Source organism: Phyllobacterium chamaecytisi (genome assembly GCF_020164455.1).
GTDB classification, from domain to species: Bacteria; Pseudomonadota; Alphaproteobacteria; order Rhizobiales; family Rhizobiaceae; genus Phyllobacterium; species Phyllobacterium chamaecytisi.
In genome coordinates this window covers 33164-49456 of record NZ_JAIQWW010000027.1, presented here as the reverse complement: position 1 = coordinate 49456, position 16293 = coordinate 33164, and the positions used below count along the sequence as shown (strand labels likewise).

At 55.8% G+C, this 16293-nt stretch carries 11 protein-coding genes; 7 read left to right on the top strand and 4 right to left on the bottom strand.

The genetic code is table 11. The features are described 5' to 3' along the window. The first annotated feature begins 1 nt into the window (after position 1). Positions 2–811: an FAD binding domain-containing protein gene (locus tag LB462_RS28025; protein WP_224514860.1), complete on the top strand. Its 810-nt coding sequence runs from the start codon at positions 2–4 to the stop codon at positions 809–811. A gap of 34 nt (positions 812–845) precedes the next feature. Here the strand turns inward: LB462_RS28025 and LB462_RS28020 are convergent, their stop codons facing one another. Then, a complete protein-coding gene (locus LB462_RS28020; RefSeq protein ID WP_224514858.1) occupies positions 846–1808 on the bottom strand; it encodes an NAD(P)H-dependent flavin oxidoreductase in 963 nt (320 codons plus the stop codon). Between the two features lie 234 nt (positions 1809–2042). On the opposite strand from LB462_RS28020, the gene LB462_RS28015 reads away from it, so the two are divergent. Together LB462_RS28015 and LB462_RS28010 are read left to right on the top strand one after the other, a co-directional pair. Further along, positions 2043–3086, top strand: coding sequence for a hypothetical protein (locus tag LB462_RS28015; protein WP_224514856.1), 1044 nt, complete (start codon positions 2043–2045; stop codon positions 3084–3086). Between the two features lie 6 nt (positions 3087–3092). Then, the gene (locus LB462_RS28010; protein WP_224514855.1) at positions 3093–4007 is read left to right on the top strand and encodes a class I SAM-dependent methyltransferase; all 915 of its coding nucleotides are present in this window, start codon (positions 3093–3095) and stop codon (positions 4005–4007) included. On the opposite strand, the gene LB462_RS28005 is transcribed toward LB462_RS28010, so the two are convergent. The 3 genes from LB462_RS28005 to LB462_RS27995 form a co-directional block, all read right to left on the bottom strand. Further along, positions 4008–4802: a TIGR02186 family protein gene (locus LB462_RS28005; protein WP_224514853.1), complete on the bottom strand. Its 795-nt coding sequence runs from the start codon at positions 4800–4802 to the stop codon at positions 4008–4010. After that, positions 4799–5749, bottom strand: a complete 951-nt coding sequence (locus LB462_RS28000) for a sulfite exporter TauE/SafE family protein (RefSeq protein ID WP_209998059.1) — start codon at positions 5747–5749, stop codon at positions 4799–4801. Before LB462_RS28000 ends, LB462_RS28005 begins: the two co-directional genes overlap by 4 nt. Positions 5750–5935: 186 nt before the next feature. Further along, positions 5936–9238, bottom strand: a complete 3303-nt coding sequence (locus LB462_RS27995; protein WP_224514852.1) for a peptidoglycan-binding protein — start codon at positions 9236–9238, stop codon at positions 5936–5938. 446 nt (positions 9239–9684) lie between these two features. Between LB462_RS27995 and LB462_RS27990 the strand changes: the two genes are divergently transcribed. From LB462_RS27990 to LB462_RS27975, 4 genes are all read left to right on the top strand, one after another. Further along, a complete protein-coding gene (locus LB462_RS27990; RefSeq protein WP_224514850.1) occupies positions 9685–11478 on the top strand; it encodes an acyl-CoA dehydrogenase C-terminal domain-containing protein in 1794 nt (597 codons plus the stop codon). Between the two features lie 64 nt (positions 11479–11542). Further along, positions 11543–12715, top strand: coding sequence for an acyl-CoA dehydrogenase family protein (locus LB462_RS27985; protein WP_224514848.1), 1173 nt, complete (start codon positions 11543–11545; stop codon positions 12713–12715). Positions 12716–12742: 27 nt separating this feature from the next. Then, positions 12743–13951, top strand: coding sequence for an acetyl-CoA C-acetyltransferase (locus tag LB462_RS27980; RefSeq protein WP_224514846.1), 1209 nt, complete (start codon positions 12743–12745; stop codon positions 13949–13951). Between the two features lie 13 nt (positions 13952–13964). Continuing rightward, positions 13965–16184: a 3-hydroxyacyl-CoA dehydrogenase NAD-binding domain-containing protein gene (locus LB462_RS27975; RefSeq protein WP_224514844.1), complete on the top strand. Its 2220-nt coding sequence runs from the start codon at positions 13965–13967 to the stop codon at positions 16182–16184. The last annotated feature ends 109 nt before the right edge of the window (positions 16185–16293 follow it).

Here is a 16293-nt window from a genome sequence, read left to right as displayed (position 1 = left end):
CATGTATGAGACACAGTATCATCGCGCTGCCTCCGTTGAAGAGGCTGCAAGACTGATGGGTGAAGCCGAAGATGGCAAATTCCTGGCTGGTGGAATGACACTGATTCCAACCATGAAGCAGCGTCTGGCGTCGCCGAGCGATCTTATAGATCTCAGGAGAATCGAAGCGTTGAAAGGCGTCACGGTCGATGGCCGCAACGTGCGGATTGGCGCGGTCACGACACATTACGATGTCTCGACTAGTGAGGAACTCGCAAAGATATGCCCAGCCATTACCAATCTCGCTGGCCATATCGGCGATCCGCAGGTGCGAAACATGGGCACGATTGGCGGGTCGATCGCCAACAACGATCCGGCTGCTGACTACCCGTCGGCGCTGTTGGCGCTTGATGCGACGATAATCACCAGCCAACGCTCCTTGCCCGCATCAGATTTCTTCATCGGCCTATTCGAAACGGCCCTTGAGCCAAACGAGATTATTGTGGCCGTGGAATTCGTCGGGCCGGATAGGGCGGCTTACAAAAAATTCCCAAATCCGGCTTCACTTTATGCAATGGCCGGTGTTTTCGTTGCCAAATCGGGCGACAATATCCGTGTTGCTGTAACAGGCGCAGGCGAGGGCGGCGTTTTTCGTCTCAAGGATGCAGAGACAGCACTCGCCGGAAACTTCAGCCCCTCGGCGCTGGATAGTCTCGCGGTGGATCCGGACGTACTCCTTTCCGACATGCATGCTTCTGCCGACTATCGCGCCAATCTGGTCAAGGTCATGGCGAAGCGTGCTGTAGCGGAGATCACGAACAGGCCGATGTGAGACGGACATCCCTCGTGGTGTGGCGACAGCACCGCTAAGCTGCACAAAGCGCCGTCTTTGCTGCGTGATATTCCTGCTCAAGGCGGGCGACGAGGCTGGCTGCGGGAGCGATTTCCTTGACGGCCGAAATGCCTTGGCCGCAGCCCCAGATGTCTTTCCAGGCCTTGGCGCCCGTCGTTGCGGACTCGAAATCCATCTTTGAGGGGTCGGCTTCCGGCAGGTGATCCGGGTCCATTCCCGCCTTGGCTATCGATGGCTTAAGATAATTTCCATGAATCCCGGTGAAGAAATTTGAATAAACGATATCAGAAGAACTGGAATCGACGATCATCTGTTTATAGTCATCGCCAGCGCGCGCTTCTGTGGTGGTAATGAAGGGCGAGCCGATATAGGCAAGGTCGGCACCCATGGCCTGCGCTGCCAGAATGGCGCGGCCGGTCGCGATGGCACCCGACAGCAACAAAGGCCCATCGAACCATTCACGGATTTCCTGGACAAGCGCGAACGGCGAGAGCATTCCCGCATGGCCGCCCGCACCTGCTGCGACTGCAATTAACCCGTCCGCGCCTTTGCGAATAGCTGAATTCGCGTGGCGGTTGTTGATGATGTCATGAAGGACAATACCACCATACGAGTGGATGGCCTCGTTCACCTCCGGAACCGCGCCCAACGATGAGATAACGATAGGAACTTTGTATTTTACGCACATCATTAAATCGTGTTCGAGCCGCTTGTTCGAGCGATGTACAATCTGGTTCACGGCAAAAGGCGCGGCAGGGCGGCCGGGGTTTTTCTCATCATGATTGCGTAGGCCTTCCGTAATCTCTGCGAGCCACTCGTCGAGCTGTGCTTCGGGGCGGGCATTCAAAGCCGGAAAAGATCCAACAATTCCGGCCTTACACTGGGCGAGCACGAGCGCTGGATGTGAAATAATAAACAACGGAGCGCCAACCACCGGAATTCGCAACTTCGACTTCAAAATATCCGGCAAGGCCATTGTCCATCTCCAAATTTTGACGTTAGCGTAAACGTAACTTGCTTTACCAGAGCTGATGCATTGGGGGCAAGTGAAAGGTAAGTGATCTTATGATCGAGCGGCGATGCAGTGTGTCGAACAATAGCGTTCATAATTCGAAACGGCCATCATTGCGCCGCGCGAGTCTTGAATAAGCAGCGAGATGCGTTATGGCTAGCCAATCATGCAAGCCGTGTTGAAGGGATAATTGTCGAGTTGGAAGCAATCGAGCAAGCGATCAGGAATGCGTTGGCCAAAGTCGACGTCGGGAACCCTGCGATTCGGCAGAAGGTTTACGAATCGGCTTGGGGAGCCCATGAGCGTTCGCTTGCGGCAAACGGGGCGTTGGACGATGGGCAACGGGACGAACGCCGCGAACGGCTGAAGGACGCAATCACCAGGATCGAAAAAGAAGTTCAGACAACTGGTTCGATAGTGCCTCCGGTGCCTGCGCCGGTTGTTGAAAGACGCGAACCGGTGCTTTCGCAGTCCACGACCAGGATCGAACCAACGATTGATGTTGGACAGGAACCTGAACTTGACGCGCCGGAACTGGTATCGGATGAACCTGTTACAGCCGATAATTATCGTCCGGACCGTTTGCGCTCACGGCTAAAGCGAAACACGGAACGCAAAAAGGCGAGCGGCCTAACCAAATTTGTTATCATTCTCGCCAGCCTGGCTCTAGCGCTCGGTCTGCTCTGGCTTGTTGCTTCCGGAATCATTAATTCGAAGCCATCCAGCATCCCGCCAAGCACCGGCAATCCGGCCGTAAGCGGTAGCCATGAGCCGCTGAAGGAAGGCGAGTTGTCACCTGAGGGTAACTGGATTACGGTTTTCGATCCGTCCGACACAACGCAGGTATCTGTCGCCGGACGGGCGACGGCGACGATCGGTGGCGATCAGGTGGAAAAGTATCTGCGTATCAAGTCGCCCGGTGAAGCCGATGAAGTTAGTTTCCAGGTCGGCCAAGGCGTTCTAGAACAGCTTGCCGGCAAAAACACGATGTTCGATATCGTAGCCAAGAGCGAGGATGGTGCGAGGACGCAAATGGCGGTGAGCTGCGACTTCGGGGATCTGGGTGATTGCGGACGCAAGCGTTTCGATGTTTCCGATGCGAGCAGCGAGTATCTGGTGCAGAAGCAATTTCCGGCGGACAAGAAACCGGCTGCGGGCGGCGCGATCAAGATCAATTCGGATATAACCCAGGCGGGAAAGTCGGTCGATATCATCTCGATTCGCGTCCAGGTTACGAATTAGAAGAGGATGGAGCGCGCGTTCCTATCTTCCGGCGATCTGATTGCCGACCGCCGTGCATCCTATGCTGACATGCTGTTCGAAACCGGAGATCATGGCGCGGCTGCCGACCTCATGCGGCAAGCGCTGGAGATAACTCCCAATTGGACTGCCGGGCTTTTTCGCCTTGGCGAGATGCATGAGGCGGCGGGGCAGGGTGATGCCGCGGCTGAAGCTTGGCGCAAATTGCTGCAGCTCGATCCAGATGATCGCTTTGGCGCAGGGCTCAAGCTTGCAGCAACCGGCCACGCTGCCGTACCGGAAACGCCGCCGACAGCCTATGTCGAAACCCTATTCGACGCTTATGCGCCAACCTTTGAAACAGCGCTTTTGGCGAGGCTGGAGTATCGCGTCCCCGAATTGCTGGCGAACGCCATCAAGGTGGCTGCGCCGGAACAGCGTTTCCGTTCCGTGCTTGATCTTGGCTGCGGCACCGGCCTGATGGGCCCGTATTTCCGCGCCGATGCCGATGAACTAGGCGGCGTGGACCTCTCCGAAGCCATGCTGCAGAAGGCTGCCGAAAAACAAGTTTATGACACTCTTATCAAAGGCGATGTCAACGAACTCGATACGCCTGCCCAAAGCGCCGATCTCATCATTGCGGCGGATGTCTTTGTCTATGTCGGTGATCTCCACCGTGCCTTCAACAATGTCGCCGGGGCCCTGGTCCCGGATGGGTTGTTCGCATTTTCCGTTGAGAACCATTCGAGCGACAACGAGCTGATCCTGCAGCCATCGCTACGTTACACCCATTCCGAAAGCTACGTTAGGCGGGTACTGGCGGAGAATTCCATGACATTGGTAAGTCTGCAGCAGGAGACCATCCGTCTTGATCGGGGCGAACCCCTGCAAGGGCTTATCGTCGTCGCGAAGCCCGACATCTGATTAATCTTTGCGGAATACCAGTCGTCCCATCCAACCAGTCACGACAGCAAGGAACACGGCAAAAAGACCGTAAAGCAGGCTGTATTGATTAGCGGCGCGGTAGATGCGGAACTCCAGCCCCGCTTTGACAATGTTGAGGCTCGTCGAGCTTTCACGCAAGAACTCACCATTGCGAAACAGATATGCGCGCGCAATGTGTTTGCCCACAGGCACGTTGGCGGGCAGTGAGAGGGTTGCACGGAACAACGTGGATGACAGGAATTGCACGTCGCCAGGGCGTTGATTGTATAGACGCTGTTTGAGCTTCAGCCGGGGTAACTCCTTGGTGAACTCCTTCAGGGATTCGCTCGATCCAAAGCCGTCGGGCATTGGCTCGTAGAAGATATTGTTGACCCCCAGGCTAAGCTGGCCGAATATTTTCGGCGTTGCTATATCCTGCAGATTGCGGGTTGATGCGAGTGAATAGGATGCCGGAATATGTTGGAATGATACGGATTCCGCATTGACCCAAATGCCAAAAAATCTGTCCTTGCGTCGCACGACAAAATCCCTCTCGGGACCTTCCAGAACCACAACGATATCATAGCGACCTTGCCGCTGGATCAGCGGATCAGCATTGTCCAACGCACCGAAAACCGTCAGGTCAGTGCCTCGGAAGCCGGATGTGATCGCGATCGTGTCAGTGGAGAGACCGATTTCAATGGTTTCCTTGTTGCCAGGCAATTGCTGTGCGTGGGCATGTCGTCCCGCAAAGAGTGCAATGATCAGAATTAAAGCAGCGGCGCGCGTATTCATGGCGCCCTCGTGGCGAGCGCAACCGCGACAGAGTAAAGATCATCGGGTGTGACAAAAAGTTCAATCGCGAGACGCAGACCAACCGCCAGAACCAGCATGGCCAGCAGCGCACGCAATTGTTCGCCGCGCAATTTCTGGCCGATGCGAGCGCCATATTGGGCGCCGATCACCCCCCCAGTCATCAAAAGCATCGCCAGTACGATATCGACTGACTGATTGGTCGTTGCCTGCATGACAGTGGTGAAGGCTGTGACGAAAACAATCTGATAGAGGGACGTACCAATGACCACATTCGTCGGTACCTTCAATAGGTAGATCATCGCAGGAACCATGATAAACCCGCCGCCGACACCCATGATCGAGGAGAGAAACCCTATGGCTCCGCCGAGCACCAAAACGGGGATGATGCTCACATAGATCTTCGAGGCGCGGAACCGCATCTTGAAAGGCAGGCGGTGTACCCAATTGTGCTGGCCCGGCTTCTTCAGATTGGAGAGCTGGCCAGCTCTCGTCCTTCGCATGGCCTGAAGGCTCTCATACAACATCAGACCGCCAACAGTGCTAAGAAAGACGACATAGAGAAGCGATACTATGAGATCGAGCTGGCCAAGTTCGCGCAACAAAACAAAGACATAAATACCGACGCCTGCACCAGCGATGCCGCCTACAACCAGCAACGAACCTAGCTTGACGTCGAGTGTGCCGCGTTTGAAATGGGTAAGAGCCCCGCTGAATGACGAAGCGATGACCTGGTTTGCGCCAGTAGCGACCGCAACAGCAGGTGGAATATTATAAAAGATAAGAAGCGGCGTTATCAAAAAACCGCCGCCAACGCCAAACATACCCGATAAAAATCCTACCGCCGCGCCCATAAAAAATAGCACGAAGACATTGACCGAAATCTCGGCGATAGGCAGGTAAATACCCAATGCGAACCCCAAACCCATTGTGGTGTCAGGACACCGTCGTAACACCACAATGACAGCAATTCTTTAAGGTTTCTTGCCCGCTTGCCGGGCTCAAGTCAAATTCTGACTGAGGCCCCCAATACATTGCGGTTTAAACGCGAATCCCTGTGTCGCAATAGCATTGTTATAATGGTTTTAAGAGAGAAACTCATGCCCTTGGCAAGGTCAGCCATTCTTCCTGAGTAAATTGCGAACCAGATCCTTGTCGATATTGCCGGTGGGCTTGAGCCCATTGTCCTTCTGGAACGCCATAATCGCGTCGCGTGTTTTAGAGCCGATTTTACCGTCCGAACCGCCGGCATCGTAGCCGTGCTTGTTGAGGATGAGTTGAACGTTGCGGATGGCCTTTTCCATGTCGATCGAACCGGTCGTCGTTGGGCTTTCCTGCCAGTCCGCGGGCACGTTAAGGGCGTTGGCGTCGGGATTCAGCTGTCTTGGCTTCCAAAGCTCGGTGGCAGCCTTCGCACGTTCAAGCTGCTCGGGAGACATGATCTTGGCCACGTCGTCTCGCTTCTGAGCAGCGTCCTTGTCACCGGCATTGGCCGCAATGGCGAACCATTTATAGCTCTCTTCCAGATTCTGTGGCAGGCCCACACCCTTGGCTGAAAGAATGCCAAGATTGAACTGGCTGTCCTTGACACCGAGTTCGGCTGCCTGGGTAAACCAACGCGCGGCGGCTTCGTTGTCCGGGGCTACACCATCGGTTCCGGCGGCAAAAAGGACTGCGAGGTTGTGCATGGCGCTCGCGTTGCCTTGTTCGGCGGCAAGCTGGTAATAAGTCTTGGCTTTCGCCAGATCGCGAGTAAGACCAAGGCCCTTCTCGTAGAAGTTGCCGATACGGTATTGCGCCGGCGCGAAGCCCCGTTCTGCAGCAAGATTGTACCATTCGGCTGCTTTGGCGAAGTCATTGCTGACACCGCGCCCGTCCATATAGTTGTTACCGATTTCGAAAAGAGCCTTGCTGTCGCCGTTTGCTGCCGCATCGCGCAGCGGTTGGGGTCCAGCCTCAGTCGGAATGGTCGGAATAGCTGTGGTCGATGCAGTATCGGTGACCGGTGCCACCGGCGTGGCGTCGATGGTGGATGGTGTTGCTTGCTGCGTGGCGATAACCGCTTCCACACTATCCGGTGCGGGCTGTGAGGCAGCCAGTTCCGTCGGTGCGCTGTTTTCGGCCGGAGTTGTAAGTTCCGGAGTCTTTCCTTGCTCTACAGGTTGTGGTGCTTTGGCTGCAACATCGCCTACTTGTTCGGGTGGCGTAGGCTGGGCAATGGATGCCTTATCAATTCCATCCGCATAGTTCAGATATGCATTCTTCAGTTGCAGACCTGCAATTGCGATCATGATCGCGCCGATCGCCAAGAGAATTGGCCTGCGCTGGCGTGTAAGCAGGCTGTCCTTGGTATCGTCAGTCCTGTCCGACACAGGAGTGCGTTTCTGGCTCTCGACTTCCGAGGCTGCTGCTTGAGCAGCGCGCCGAGCGGCGGCGATGAAATCGGCCTTGCCTTCCGATGTACCGCCGGCAAGTGGCATATCCCGGCGGTCGTCGCGAACGCGCTTTAGGATAGAATTCAGATCTGGCATACCGGAGCCAGGCTCAAGCGGACGGTTGAGGATGTTCGGATCCAGATCGACTTTATCGGTCTTCTTTGCCTCCTCGACGATATCGATTTCTAAGTCCTGTGGCACCATTTCCTGTTTGCTGCGTCCCTTCAGGCCGCGGGCAAGGCTGCTGAAGAGAGATCTTTTTTCGTGGGGTTCCTCTTCCGCAACATCAGCACGCATCGCTTCCGATGGCAGTTCCTGGCTTGTCAAGATGATCGCCGTATCGAGAGCCGGCCCGACATCTATGGGGGGATCGTAAGCCAGCGTAGCTTTCATCGCCGGCTCTTCGGGGATGGCTGTTTCTTCAATCCGGGCTGCAAGGGGCCTATGGACCGGAACCGGCCCGCTTTCGAGCGAGGCAAGACGGTCAACTATCTTGAGCAACGTATCGTGGATTGCCTCGAATGTCTTGCTGTTGCGCTCTTCGGATTTGCGTGAAAGTTTTTCCAGCGTCTTCAAGTCGGCGGCGAGTTCGCGGGCAATCATGCTATCGTGGTCGCTGCCAAAATTAGCACTGTTGCGGATCGCCTCAGTCGCAGCGTTGCGGGCAGCCTCTACGACGAGATCACGGTTTGCCGCCATTGATTCTTCGATCGCGTCGAGGCGTGGTGGGATCGCGGACATTTCGGCGTATCGATCATTCGATTGAGCCAGATGCTCGGCCAAACCCGTAATCTGCAGTTCAAGACTACGGATGACATCGTGCGTATTCTCGGTTTGCGGCATGTTTTGCGCAATGTAGCGTGCCATGTCCTCGAAACGGGCTTCGATATTGTCGGTCAAGCGAATGTCGCTGTTCTCGCTCATCAGGTGGTGGTCGTCGAGACGGCGCGTTAATTCTTCGAAGCGCTGATCGATCTTTTGGATGAACTCAGGATCAGCTACTGGCTGCGGTAGGGTTTCAAGCTTGTCGAGGATCTGCAGAACGCGGCTTTCAAGTTCGCGGAAATCGGAGATGTTGATCGCCGCCGGTGCGGTTTGCAAATGGCGCATCACTGCCGAAAGCTGTTCAGACAAGATGTCAAGACTGATCGCAGGTGTTTTGCTCTGCTCGGTAAGTTGATCGACACGCTCGGCGAGTTCGCCCATACGCTTGAGGATCGCATCCGAGGTGCGGTCGGGCGACGCCAGTGCCGCAATGCGCGCCTCCAGGCGTTCGAAGGCATCGACTTCGATTGATTGGCCTGAGACTGGTTGCGAGGTAGCGACGATGGCGCGGCTGATCTCGTCAAGTCGTTCATCGAGCTGCTGCATGTATTTGGAAGGCAGCGAGGTGCCACTTCCAGTAGTCGAAGGGTTGCGTTGTACAAAGGCATCGAAGCGTTCATCGATTGCATCCCAGCGATCGCCAAGATTCTGCACCGATTCTTCGCGGGCCAATGTATTGACCGTGCGCTTCAATTCATCGAGGTCCCCGCGCAGCATGGAAAGATGACCCGTCTCGGCCTGGCTTGCAGAAGCGCGATTGAACAGGCGATCACTTGAAGCGGTTGACCGGCTGAGTCTGCCAATCGTTTCGCTGTGTGGTTCCGCAGAGTTGACGGGCGCTATAATCTCGCCTTCCATCTCCTCACGGAGCTGTTTGAGTTGAGCGGCAATTGCCGAGAGGTCATACTTGTTTGAAACAGGTGCCTGGGTTGCTGCAACGTAGCGCGGGGTGGTCAATTGACCGGCACGGGAGGCGAGAGCGGCAAACCGGTCGGCAATATCCTCACTCTCCGGAAGAATCTCCTTCTTTGGCTCCATTGCACCGCGCAACTGACTTTCAAGGTCCTCGAGTGTACGGTTGAGACTGTCGAGCGACATCGCATCACGGCGTGCGCGATTTACATTGACCTGTTCCATTAGTGACCTCTGGTTCGTCATGGACGTCTGCTCGAGTTGACGCCACACCGTGGCGGGTGAAAAACCATCGCTCTGAGGAAACGGCCAATAGCGCTGTACGCGTCGGGGCCAAACCGGAGAGCCAGGGCTTGCGCCCCATGCGATCCGACAAGCCGTGAAAAACAAATCACACATAAACACGGTTCACCGTCATCGTGACATTGGCGAAACGTGGTAAACAACTGGTTAAGACCCTGTATGAAGTGGTTAAAAAAGTATTTGGCCGGCTTAATCCAAGTACGGCGATTTGCCCCGAAAAGACACCGCCGACCTTCAAAGTGGCGGACACTGCGCCTAAATGCATCGTTAAAAAGCGAACTCGAGATAATTTTGACGTTTACGCAAACGTCAAAATTTGCTAGGTTGGGCGACATCACAACGGCGCCATAACTCGTGTGCCGTTTTTGCTTTGTTTTGGAGGAAGCCTAATGCCGAGCTATCGCGCGCCTGTTGAAGACACGCTGTTCATCTTGAACGATGTTCTGGGTTTTGAACGCTACGGTAATCTGCAAGGTTTTGGCGACGCATCGCCGGATATTGTTGAAGCCATCCTCAGTGAAGGCGCAAAACTGGCCGAGAACACACTGTTCCCGGTTAACCAGATTGGTGACCAGGAAGGCTGCGTACGTCACGATGACGGTTCGGTAACAACCCCCAAGGGCTACAAGCAAGCGTTCGATCAATATCGCGAAGGTGGCTGGGTGGGCCTTGCCGTGCCGCAGGAATTTGGTGGTCAGGGTCTGCCATACACGCTGCATGTGGCGGCGGGTGAATACATGGCTTCGGCGAACATGGCGCTCGTCATGTATCCCGGCCTGACGCAGGGCGCGATTGCGGCTATTCTCACGCACGGCACCGACGACCAGAAACAGGCCTATTTGCCCAAAATGACCGATGGTACGTGGACAGGCACCATGAACCTCACGGAGCCGCATTGCGGCACCGATCTCGGTCTGTTGCGCAGCAAGGCTGTGCCGAATGCCGATGGTTCGTATCGGATTTCCGGCCAAAAGATTTTCATCTCTGCCGGCGAGCACGATATGGCCGAGAACATCATTCACCTGGTTCTCGCCCGTATCGAAGGCGCACCGGAAGGCACCAAGGGTATTTCGCTTTTCATCGTACCGAAGTTCAACCTGGACGAGAACGGCAATCCCGGGACGCGCAACGGCGTATCCTGCGGTTCAATCGAAGAGAAGATGGGCATCCATGGCAATTCGACCTGCGTCATGAATTATGACGAAGCGACCGGCTACCTGATCGGCGGAGAGAACAAGGGTCTGCGCGCCATGTTCACGATGATGAACGAGGCACGGTTGGGTGTTGCGCTGCAGGGTTTATCCATCGGCGAGATTGCCTATCAGAACGCTGCCATCTATGCGCGTGATCGTATCCAGGGCCGTGCACTCACCGGGCCAAAGCAGCCGGACAAGAAGGCTGACCCGATCATCGTTCATCCGGACATCCGCCGTATTCTTCTGACGATCAAGTCGTTCAACGAAGCCGGACGTGCGTTCATCCTGTGGTCAGCATTGAAATCGGATATTGCGCATCGCTCGAGTGATGAGACCGAAAGACAATTGGCGGATGACATTCTCGGCCTGATGACGCCGGTATTGAAAGGGGTCCTGACCGACAAGGGCTTCGAGCACGCTTGCATGGCGCAGCAGGTATTCGGCGGTCACGGCTACATCGAAGAACACGGAATGAGCCAGTATGTTCGTGATGCGCGTATCGCGATGATCTATGAGGGCGCAAATGGCATCCAGGCATTGGACCTGGTCGGCCGCAAGCTCGGTGCAAATGGCGGCCGTGCGGTCATGGCTTTCTTCAAGGAAGTCGGTGATTTCTGCGAGGAAAATCGCGGCGACGAGAAGCTGTCCTTCTTCACCAAGCATCTGAAGAAAGGCCTCAACGACTTGCAAGCGGCATCCATGTGGCTGATGCAGAACGGCATGGCGAACCCAGACAATGCGGGTGCCGCTTCGACCGACTACATGCATCTCTTCGGCCTGGTTTCGCTCGGCTACATGTGGGCGCGAATGGCCAAGGCATCGCATACCAAGCTTGCTGAAGGCGCCAGCAACAAGGCCTTCCATGAGACCAAGCTCGTCACGGGCAAGTTCTTCATGGAGCGCGTCATGCCGGAGACGTCGGCGCATCTTGCTCGCATTCAGACGGGAGCGGATACGATGATGGCGCTCGCTGCGGAGGCATTCTAAGCTACCGCACGCTCATTTCGAGCCGCGGTCTCGCGGCTCCTTTACTATTCTCGGGAGGTTTGTGATGGGTCTGCGACCGGAAGAAGTATTGGGTGTTCCAAAACCCGACTGGAAGACTGACGACGTTGTGATGCTGGAAGAGATGGCCACGAAATTTCTCGAGGCCGAGGTTCTGCCGCACTACGACCGTTTTGAGAAACAGGAAATGTTCGACCGTTCGGTCTGGGAGCTTGCCGGTGAGAATGGGCTTTTGTGCGCCTCGATGCCGGAAGAATATGGTGGGGCAGGTGGCACCTATGCGCACGAAAGCGCCATTCTTGAAGCCATCAGCCATGTCGGTGTCGACGGCTTCGGCATAGCACTGCACAATTCCATCGTTGCTCCCTATATCCTCCACTATGGGTCTGAAGAGCAAAAACAGAAATGGTTGCCGAAAATGGCGACCGGTGAGCTAATTGGCGCCATTGCTATGACTGAGCCCGGTGCGGGCTCGGACCTCCAGGGTGTAAAGACCAGTGCGAAAAGGGATGGCAATCATTATGTCATCAATGGGTCGAAGACATTCATCACCAACGGTCAACTCGCTAATTTGGTCATCGTCGTAACCAAGACCGACCCAGCGCAGGGCGCGAAAGGCACTTCGCTCTTCGTCGTGGAGACTGACGGGCAGCAGGGTTTCGAACGCGGCCGTAACCTCGATAAGATTGGGTTGAAATCGAACGATACGTCGGAACTCTTTTTCAATGATGTCCGCGTCCCCACTTCCAATCTTCTTGGCACGGAAGAGGGACAGGGTTTTGTCCAGCTGATGCAGCAATTGCCACAAGAACGGTTGCAGATTGGCGGGACTGCTATTGCCATGGCAGAACGCGCCATTGCGATTACATCGGACTATGTCAAGGAGCGCAAGGCTTTCGGCAAGGCCGTTATCGAGTTCCAGAACACACAGTTCAAGCTGGCCGAACTCAAGACGGAGGCCACGATCGGCCGCGTTTTCTACAATCATTGTGTCGAACGCCATGTGAATGGCGGGCTCGATCCGGTTACTGCCTCCATGGCAAAGTACTGGCTCAGCGACCTGCAGAACAAGGTCGTCGATGAGTGCCTGCAGCTGCATGGCGGGTATGGCTATATGAATGAATATCCGATTGCCCGCATGTTCCGCGACGCGCGCGTCCAGCGGATTTATGGCGGCACCAACGAAATCATGAAGCTTTTGATCGCCCGCAGCCTTTGAGCTGCCGGTTCGAACAGGGAGAATGAAATGACTGAGGCTTATATCTACGACCACGTCCGCACGCCGCGTGGCAGAGGCAAAAAGGACGGCAGCCTGCACGAAGTGCCTGCCGTCCGTCTCGGCGCTCATGTGCTTGAGGCGCTCCGGGATCGCAACGGCCTCGACACGGGCCTGGTCGATGACATCATCTACGGCTGCGTCGATCCGGTCGGCGAAGCTGGCGCTGTCATTCCGCGGTCCTCCGCATTTGAAGCGGGCTATGATTTCAAGGCGCCGGGCATGCAGATATCGCGTTTCTGCGCATCTGGTCTTGATGCCGTGAATTTCGCCGCCGCCAAGATCGTGCAGGGTGCGGACGACATCGTCATCGCCGGCGGTGTTGAATCCATGTCGCGGGTCGGCATGGGGATGTCGGGTGGCGCCTGGTACATGGATCCGTCGGTCGGCCTGCCAGGCTATTTCATGCCCCAGGGCGTTTCCGCTGACCTGATCGCCACGAAATATGGCTTCAGCCGCGATGATGTTGACGCTTACGCAGTTGAGAGCCAGAAGCGAGCCGGCGAAGCCTGGAAAAAAGGCTACTTCAAGAATTCGGTTCTCGAGATCAGAGACCAGAACGGCCTGACGATCCTCGATCATGACGAGCACATGCGGCCGACTACGGACATGCAGGCGCTGGCTTCGCTCAATCCATCCTTCGTGATGCCCGGTGAAATGGGGGGCTTCAACGCTGTCGGCATCCAGGCACATCCCGAAGTCGAGACGATTAATCACGTCCATCATGCCGGCAATTCGTCCGGCATCGTTGACGGGGCCGCCGGCGTATTGCTTGGCTCGAAGAGCGCGGGCAAGGCGATCGGCTCAAAGCCGCGTGCCCGCATCCGTGCATTCGCCAATATCGGTTCGGACCCGGCGTTGATGCTGACCGGACCAGTCGACGTAACCGAGAAACTCTTGAAGCGCGCCAAGATGAAGATTTCGGACATCGATCTCTTCGAGCTCAACGAGGCATTTGCTGCTGTGGTGCTGCGCTACATGCAGGCTTTCGACATTCCGCGCGACAAGATCAATGTCAATGGCGGCGCGATCGCCATGGGGCATCCGCTTGGCGCTACTGGTGCAATGATCCTCGGCACTGTTCTTGATGAACTGGAGCGCCGGGATCTCAATGTTGCGCTCGTGACACTGTGTATCGGTGCGGGCATGGGCACCGCAACCATCATCGAACGCGTCTGAGGAGATAAGGAAGATGAGCTATACGAACTTCAAATTCGACGTCGACGCGGACGGTATTGCACTCGTAACCTGGGATATGCCGGATAAATCCATGAATGTCTTCACCGAAGAGGTGATGAAGGAACTCGACGCGATCGTCGATCGGGTTGCGAAGGATGAAGCGATCAAGGGCGCCGTGATCACCTCCGGCAAGGACACTTTCTCCGGCGGTGCCGACTTGACCATGCTCAAGCGCATGTTCCAGCTTTTCCAGGAAGAGAAGGCGAAGGACCCGAAGAAGGCGGTCGAGCTCCTGTTCGAAAATACTGGCAAGATGGGTGGCCTTTTCCGCAAGCTGGAAACGTGCGGCAAGCCTTGGGTTTCCGCGATCAATGGCACCTGCATGGGCGGAGCCTTCGAGATGTCACTTGCCTGCCATGGCCGCGTCGTTTCCGACGACCCGTCGGTGAAGATGGCTCTGCCGGAAGTCAAGGTCGGCATCTTTCCGGGCGCCGGCGGCACACAACGCGTTCCGCGCCTCACCAACCAGCAGGACGCCCTGCAGATGATGACGACCGGTTCCAGTCTGACGGCGTCACGCGCCAAGGCGATGGGGCTGGTGCATGAGGTCGTTCCGGCCAAGAAGCTGGTTGAGTCTGCCAAGAAGATGATCAAGGCCGGTCTGAAGCCGGTACAACCTTGGGACGAGAAGGGCTTCAAGCTCCCGGGCGGTGCGATCTATTCAGCGGCAGGAGCAAATCTCTGGCCAGCCGCCACGGCAATCCTTCGCCGTGAGACCTACGGCAACTATCCAGGGGCGGCCTCTATCCTGAAATCGGTATATGAGGGCCTGCTAGTCCCGTTCGATACAGCACTCAAGATTGAGCAGCGTTACTTCACCAAAATACTGCAGACGACAGAAGCCGGAATGATGATCCGCTCACTGTTCGTATCCTTGCAGGAACTGAATAAGGGTGCCCGCCGTCCAGCTGATGTCAAACCGACGAAATTCAAAAAAATCGGTGTTATCGGTGCAGGCTTCATGGGAGCGGGCATTGCCTACGTCACTGCCAAAGCCGGCATCCCGGTGGTGCTCCTTGACCAAAGCCTCGAGGCTGCGGAAAAGGGCAAGGCGCATTCCGTCGAGCTGGCTACCAAGGAAATGCAGAAGGGCAAGGCCACTGCAGAAGAAAAGGAAAAGCTTCTCGGCCTGATCACACCATCTGCAGATTATGCCGATCTTGAAGGCGCAGATCTCGTCATCGAAGCGGTGTTCGAAGATCGTGAAGTCAAGCGGATCGCTACTGAAAAGGCGGAAGCCGTGTTGAAGCCCGCCGCGATCTTCGCATCTAACACGTCGACACTACCCATTACTGGCCTTGCCAAGGTCTCGCAACGTCCTAAGAATTTCGTCGGAATTCATTTTTTCTCGCCCGTCGACAAGATGCTGCTGGTGGAAGTCATTCTTGGCAAGAAAACATCGGACAAGGCGCTTGCCGTTGCGCTTGACTACGTACGCGCAATCAAGAAGACGCCGATTGTGGTCAATGACACACGCGGCTTCTACGTCAATCGCTGCGTTCTGCGTTACATGTCTGAAGCGTACAACATGCTCATCGAAGGTGTCCCACCCGCAATGATCGAGAATGTGGCGCGTATGGCAGGCATGCCGGTCGGTCCGCTGGCACTGAACGATGAGACTGCTATTGACCTGTCGCAGAAGATACTGAAGGCCACGCTGACCGATCTGGGCCCAAAGGCAATCGATCCACGGCATGTGGAGCTCGTCGACACGCTAGTCGATAGATATGACCGGCGCGGTCGTAAGAACGGCAAGGGCTTCTACGATTATCCGGCGAAGCCTGCCAAAAAGCATTTGTGGCCCGAGTTGAAGACGCTTTATCCGCAACAGGACCCGGACAAGATCGACGTCGAGGTACTGAAGCAGCGCTTCCTGTTCACGATCGCGCTGGAAGCTGCACGCGTCATGGAGGAAGGCATTGTCACTGATCCGCGTGAAGCGGATGTGGGGTCGATCCTTGCCTTCGGGTTTGCACCCTATACTGGCGGAACCCTTTCCTACATCGATGGGATGGGCGCGGCGAAGTTCGTCGAAATCGCCAAGGGCCTGCAGCGGAAGTATGGCGCACAGTTCAAGGCGCCAAAGCTTTTGCTCGACATGGCTGAGAAAGGCGAAACCTTTTACGACCGTTTCAATCCGTATTCCGCGGAAAACAAAAAGCAGGCTGCTTGATAATGCAACGACAGTTGCCGACATCGCGATGATGTCGGCAATTGACAATTTCCCATTCAAAAGTGTTGGGCCTCGCATCAAAACTGTGAAAAATGAGAAAGTTTTCCGT

Excerpts from the sequence above, each read along its gene's own strand:
- LB462_RS28025 (WP_224514860.1), top strand. The coding sequence starts at position 2 with ATGTATGAGACACAGTATCATCGCGCTGCCTCCGTTGAAGAGGCTGCA.
- LB462_RS27975 (WP_224514844.1), top strand. The coding sequence starts at position 13,965 with ATGAGCTATACGAACTTCAAATTCGACGTCGACGCGGACGGTATTGCA.
- LB462_RS27985 (WP_224514848.1), top strand. The coding sequence starts at position 11,543 with ATGGGTCTGCGACCGGAAGAAGTATTGGGTGTTCCAAAACCCGACTGG.
- LB462_RS27990 (WP_224514850.1), top strand. The coding sequence starts at position 9,685 with ATGCCGAGCTATCGCGCGCCTGTTGAAGACACGCTGTTCATCTTGAAC.
- LB462_RS28020 (WP_224514858.1), bottom strand. The coding sequence starts at position 1,808 with ATGGCCTTGCCGGATATTTTGAAGTCGAAGTTGCGAATTCCGGTGGTT.
- LB462_RS28000 (WP_209998059.1), bottom strand. The coding sequence starts at position 5,749 with ATGGGTTTGGGGTTCGCATTGGGTATTTACCTGCCTATCGCCGAGATT.
- LB462_RS28005 (WP_224514853.1), bottom strand. The coding sequence starts at position 4,802 with ATGAATACGCGCGCCGCTGCTTTAATTCTGATCATTGCACTCTTTGCG.
- LB462_RS27980 (WP_224514846.1), top strand. The coding sequence starts at position 12,743 with ATGACTGAGGCTTATATCTACGACCACGTCCGCACGCCGCGTGGCAGA.
- LB462_RS28010 (WP_224514855.1), top strand. The coding sequence starts at position 3,093 with ATGGAGCGCGCGTTCCTATCTTCCGGCGATCTGATTGCCGACCGCCGT.
- LB462_RS27995 (WP_224514852.1), bottom strand. The coding sequence starts at position 9,238 with ATGACGAACCAGAGGTCACTAATGGAACAGGTCAATGTAAATCGCGCA.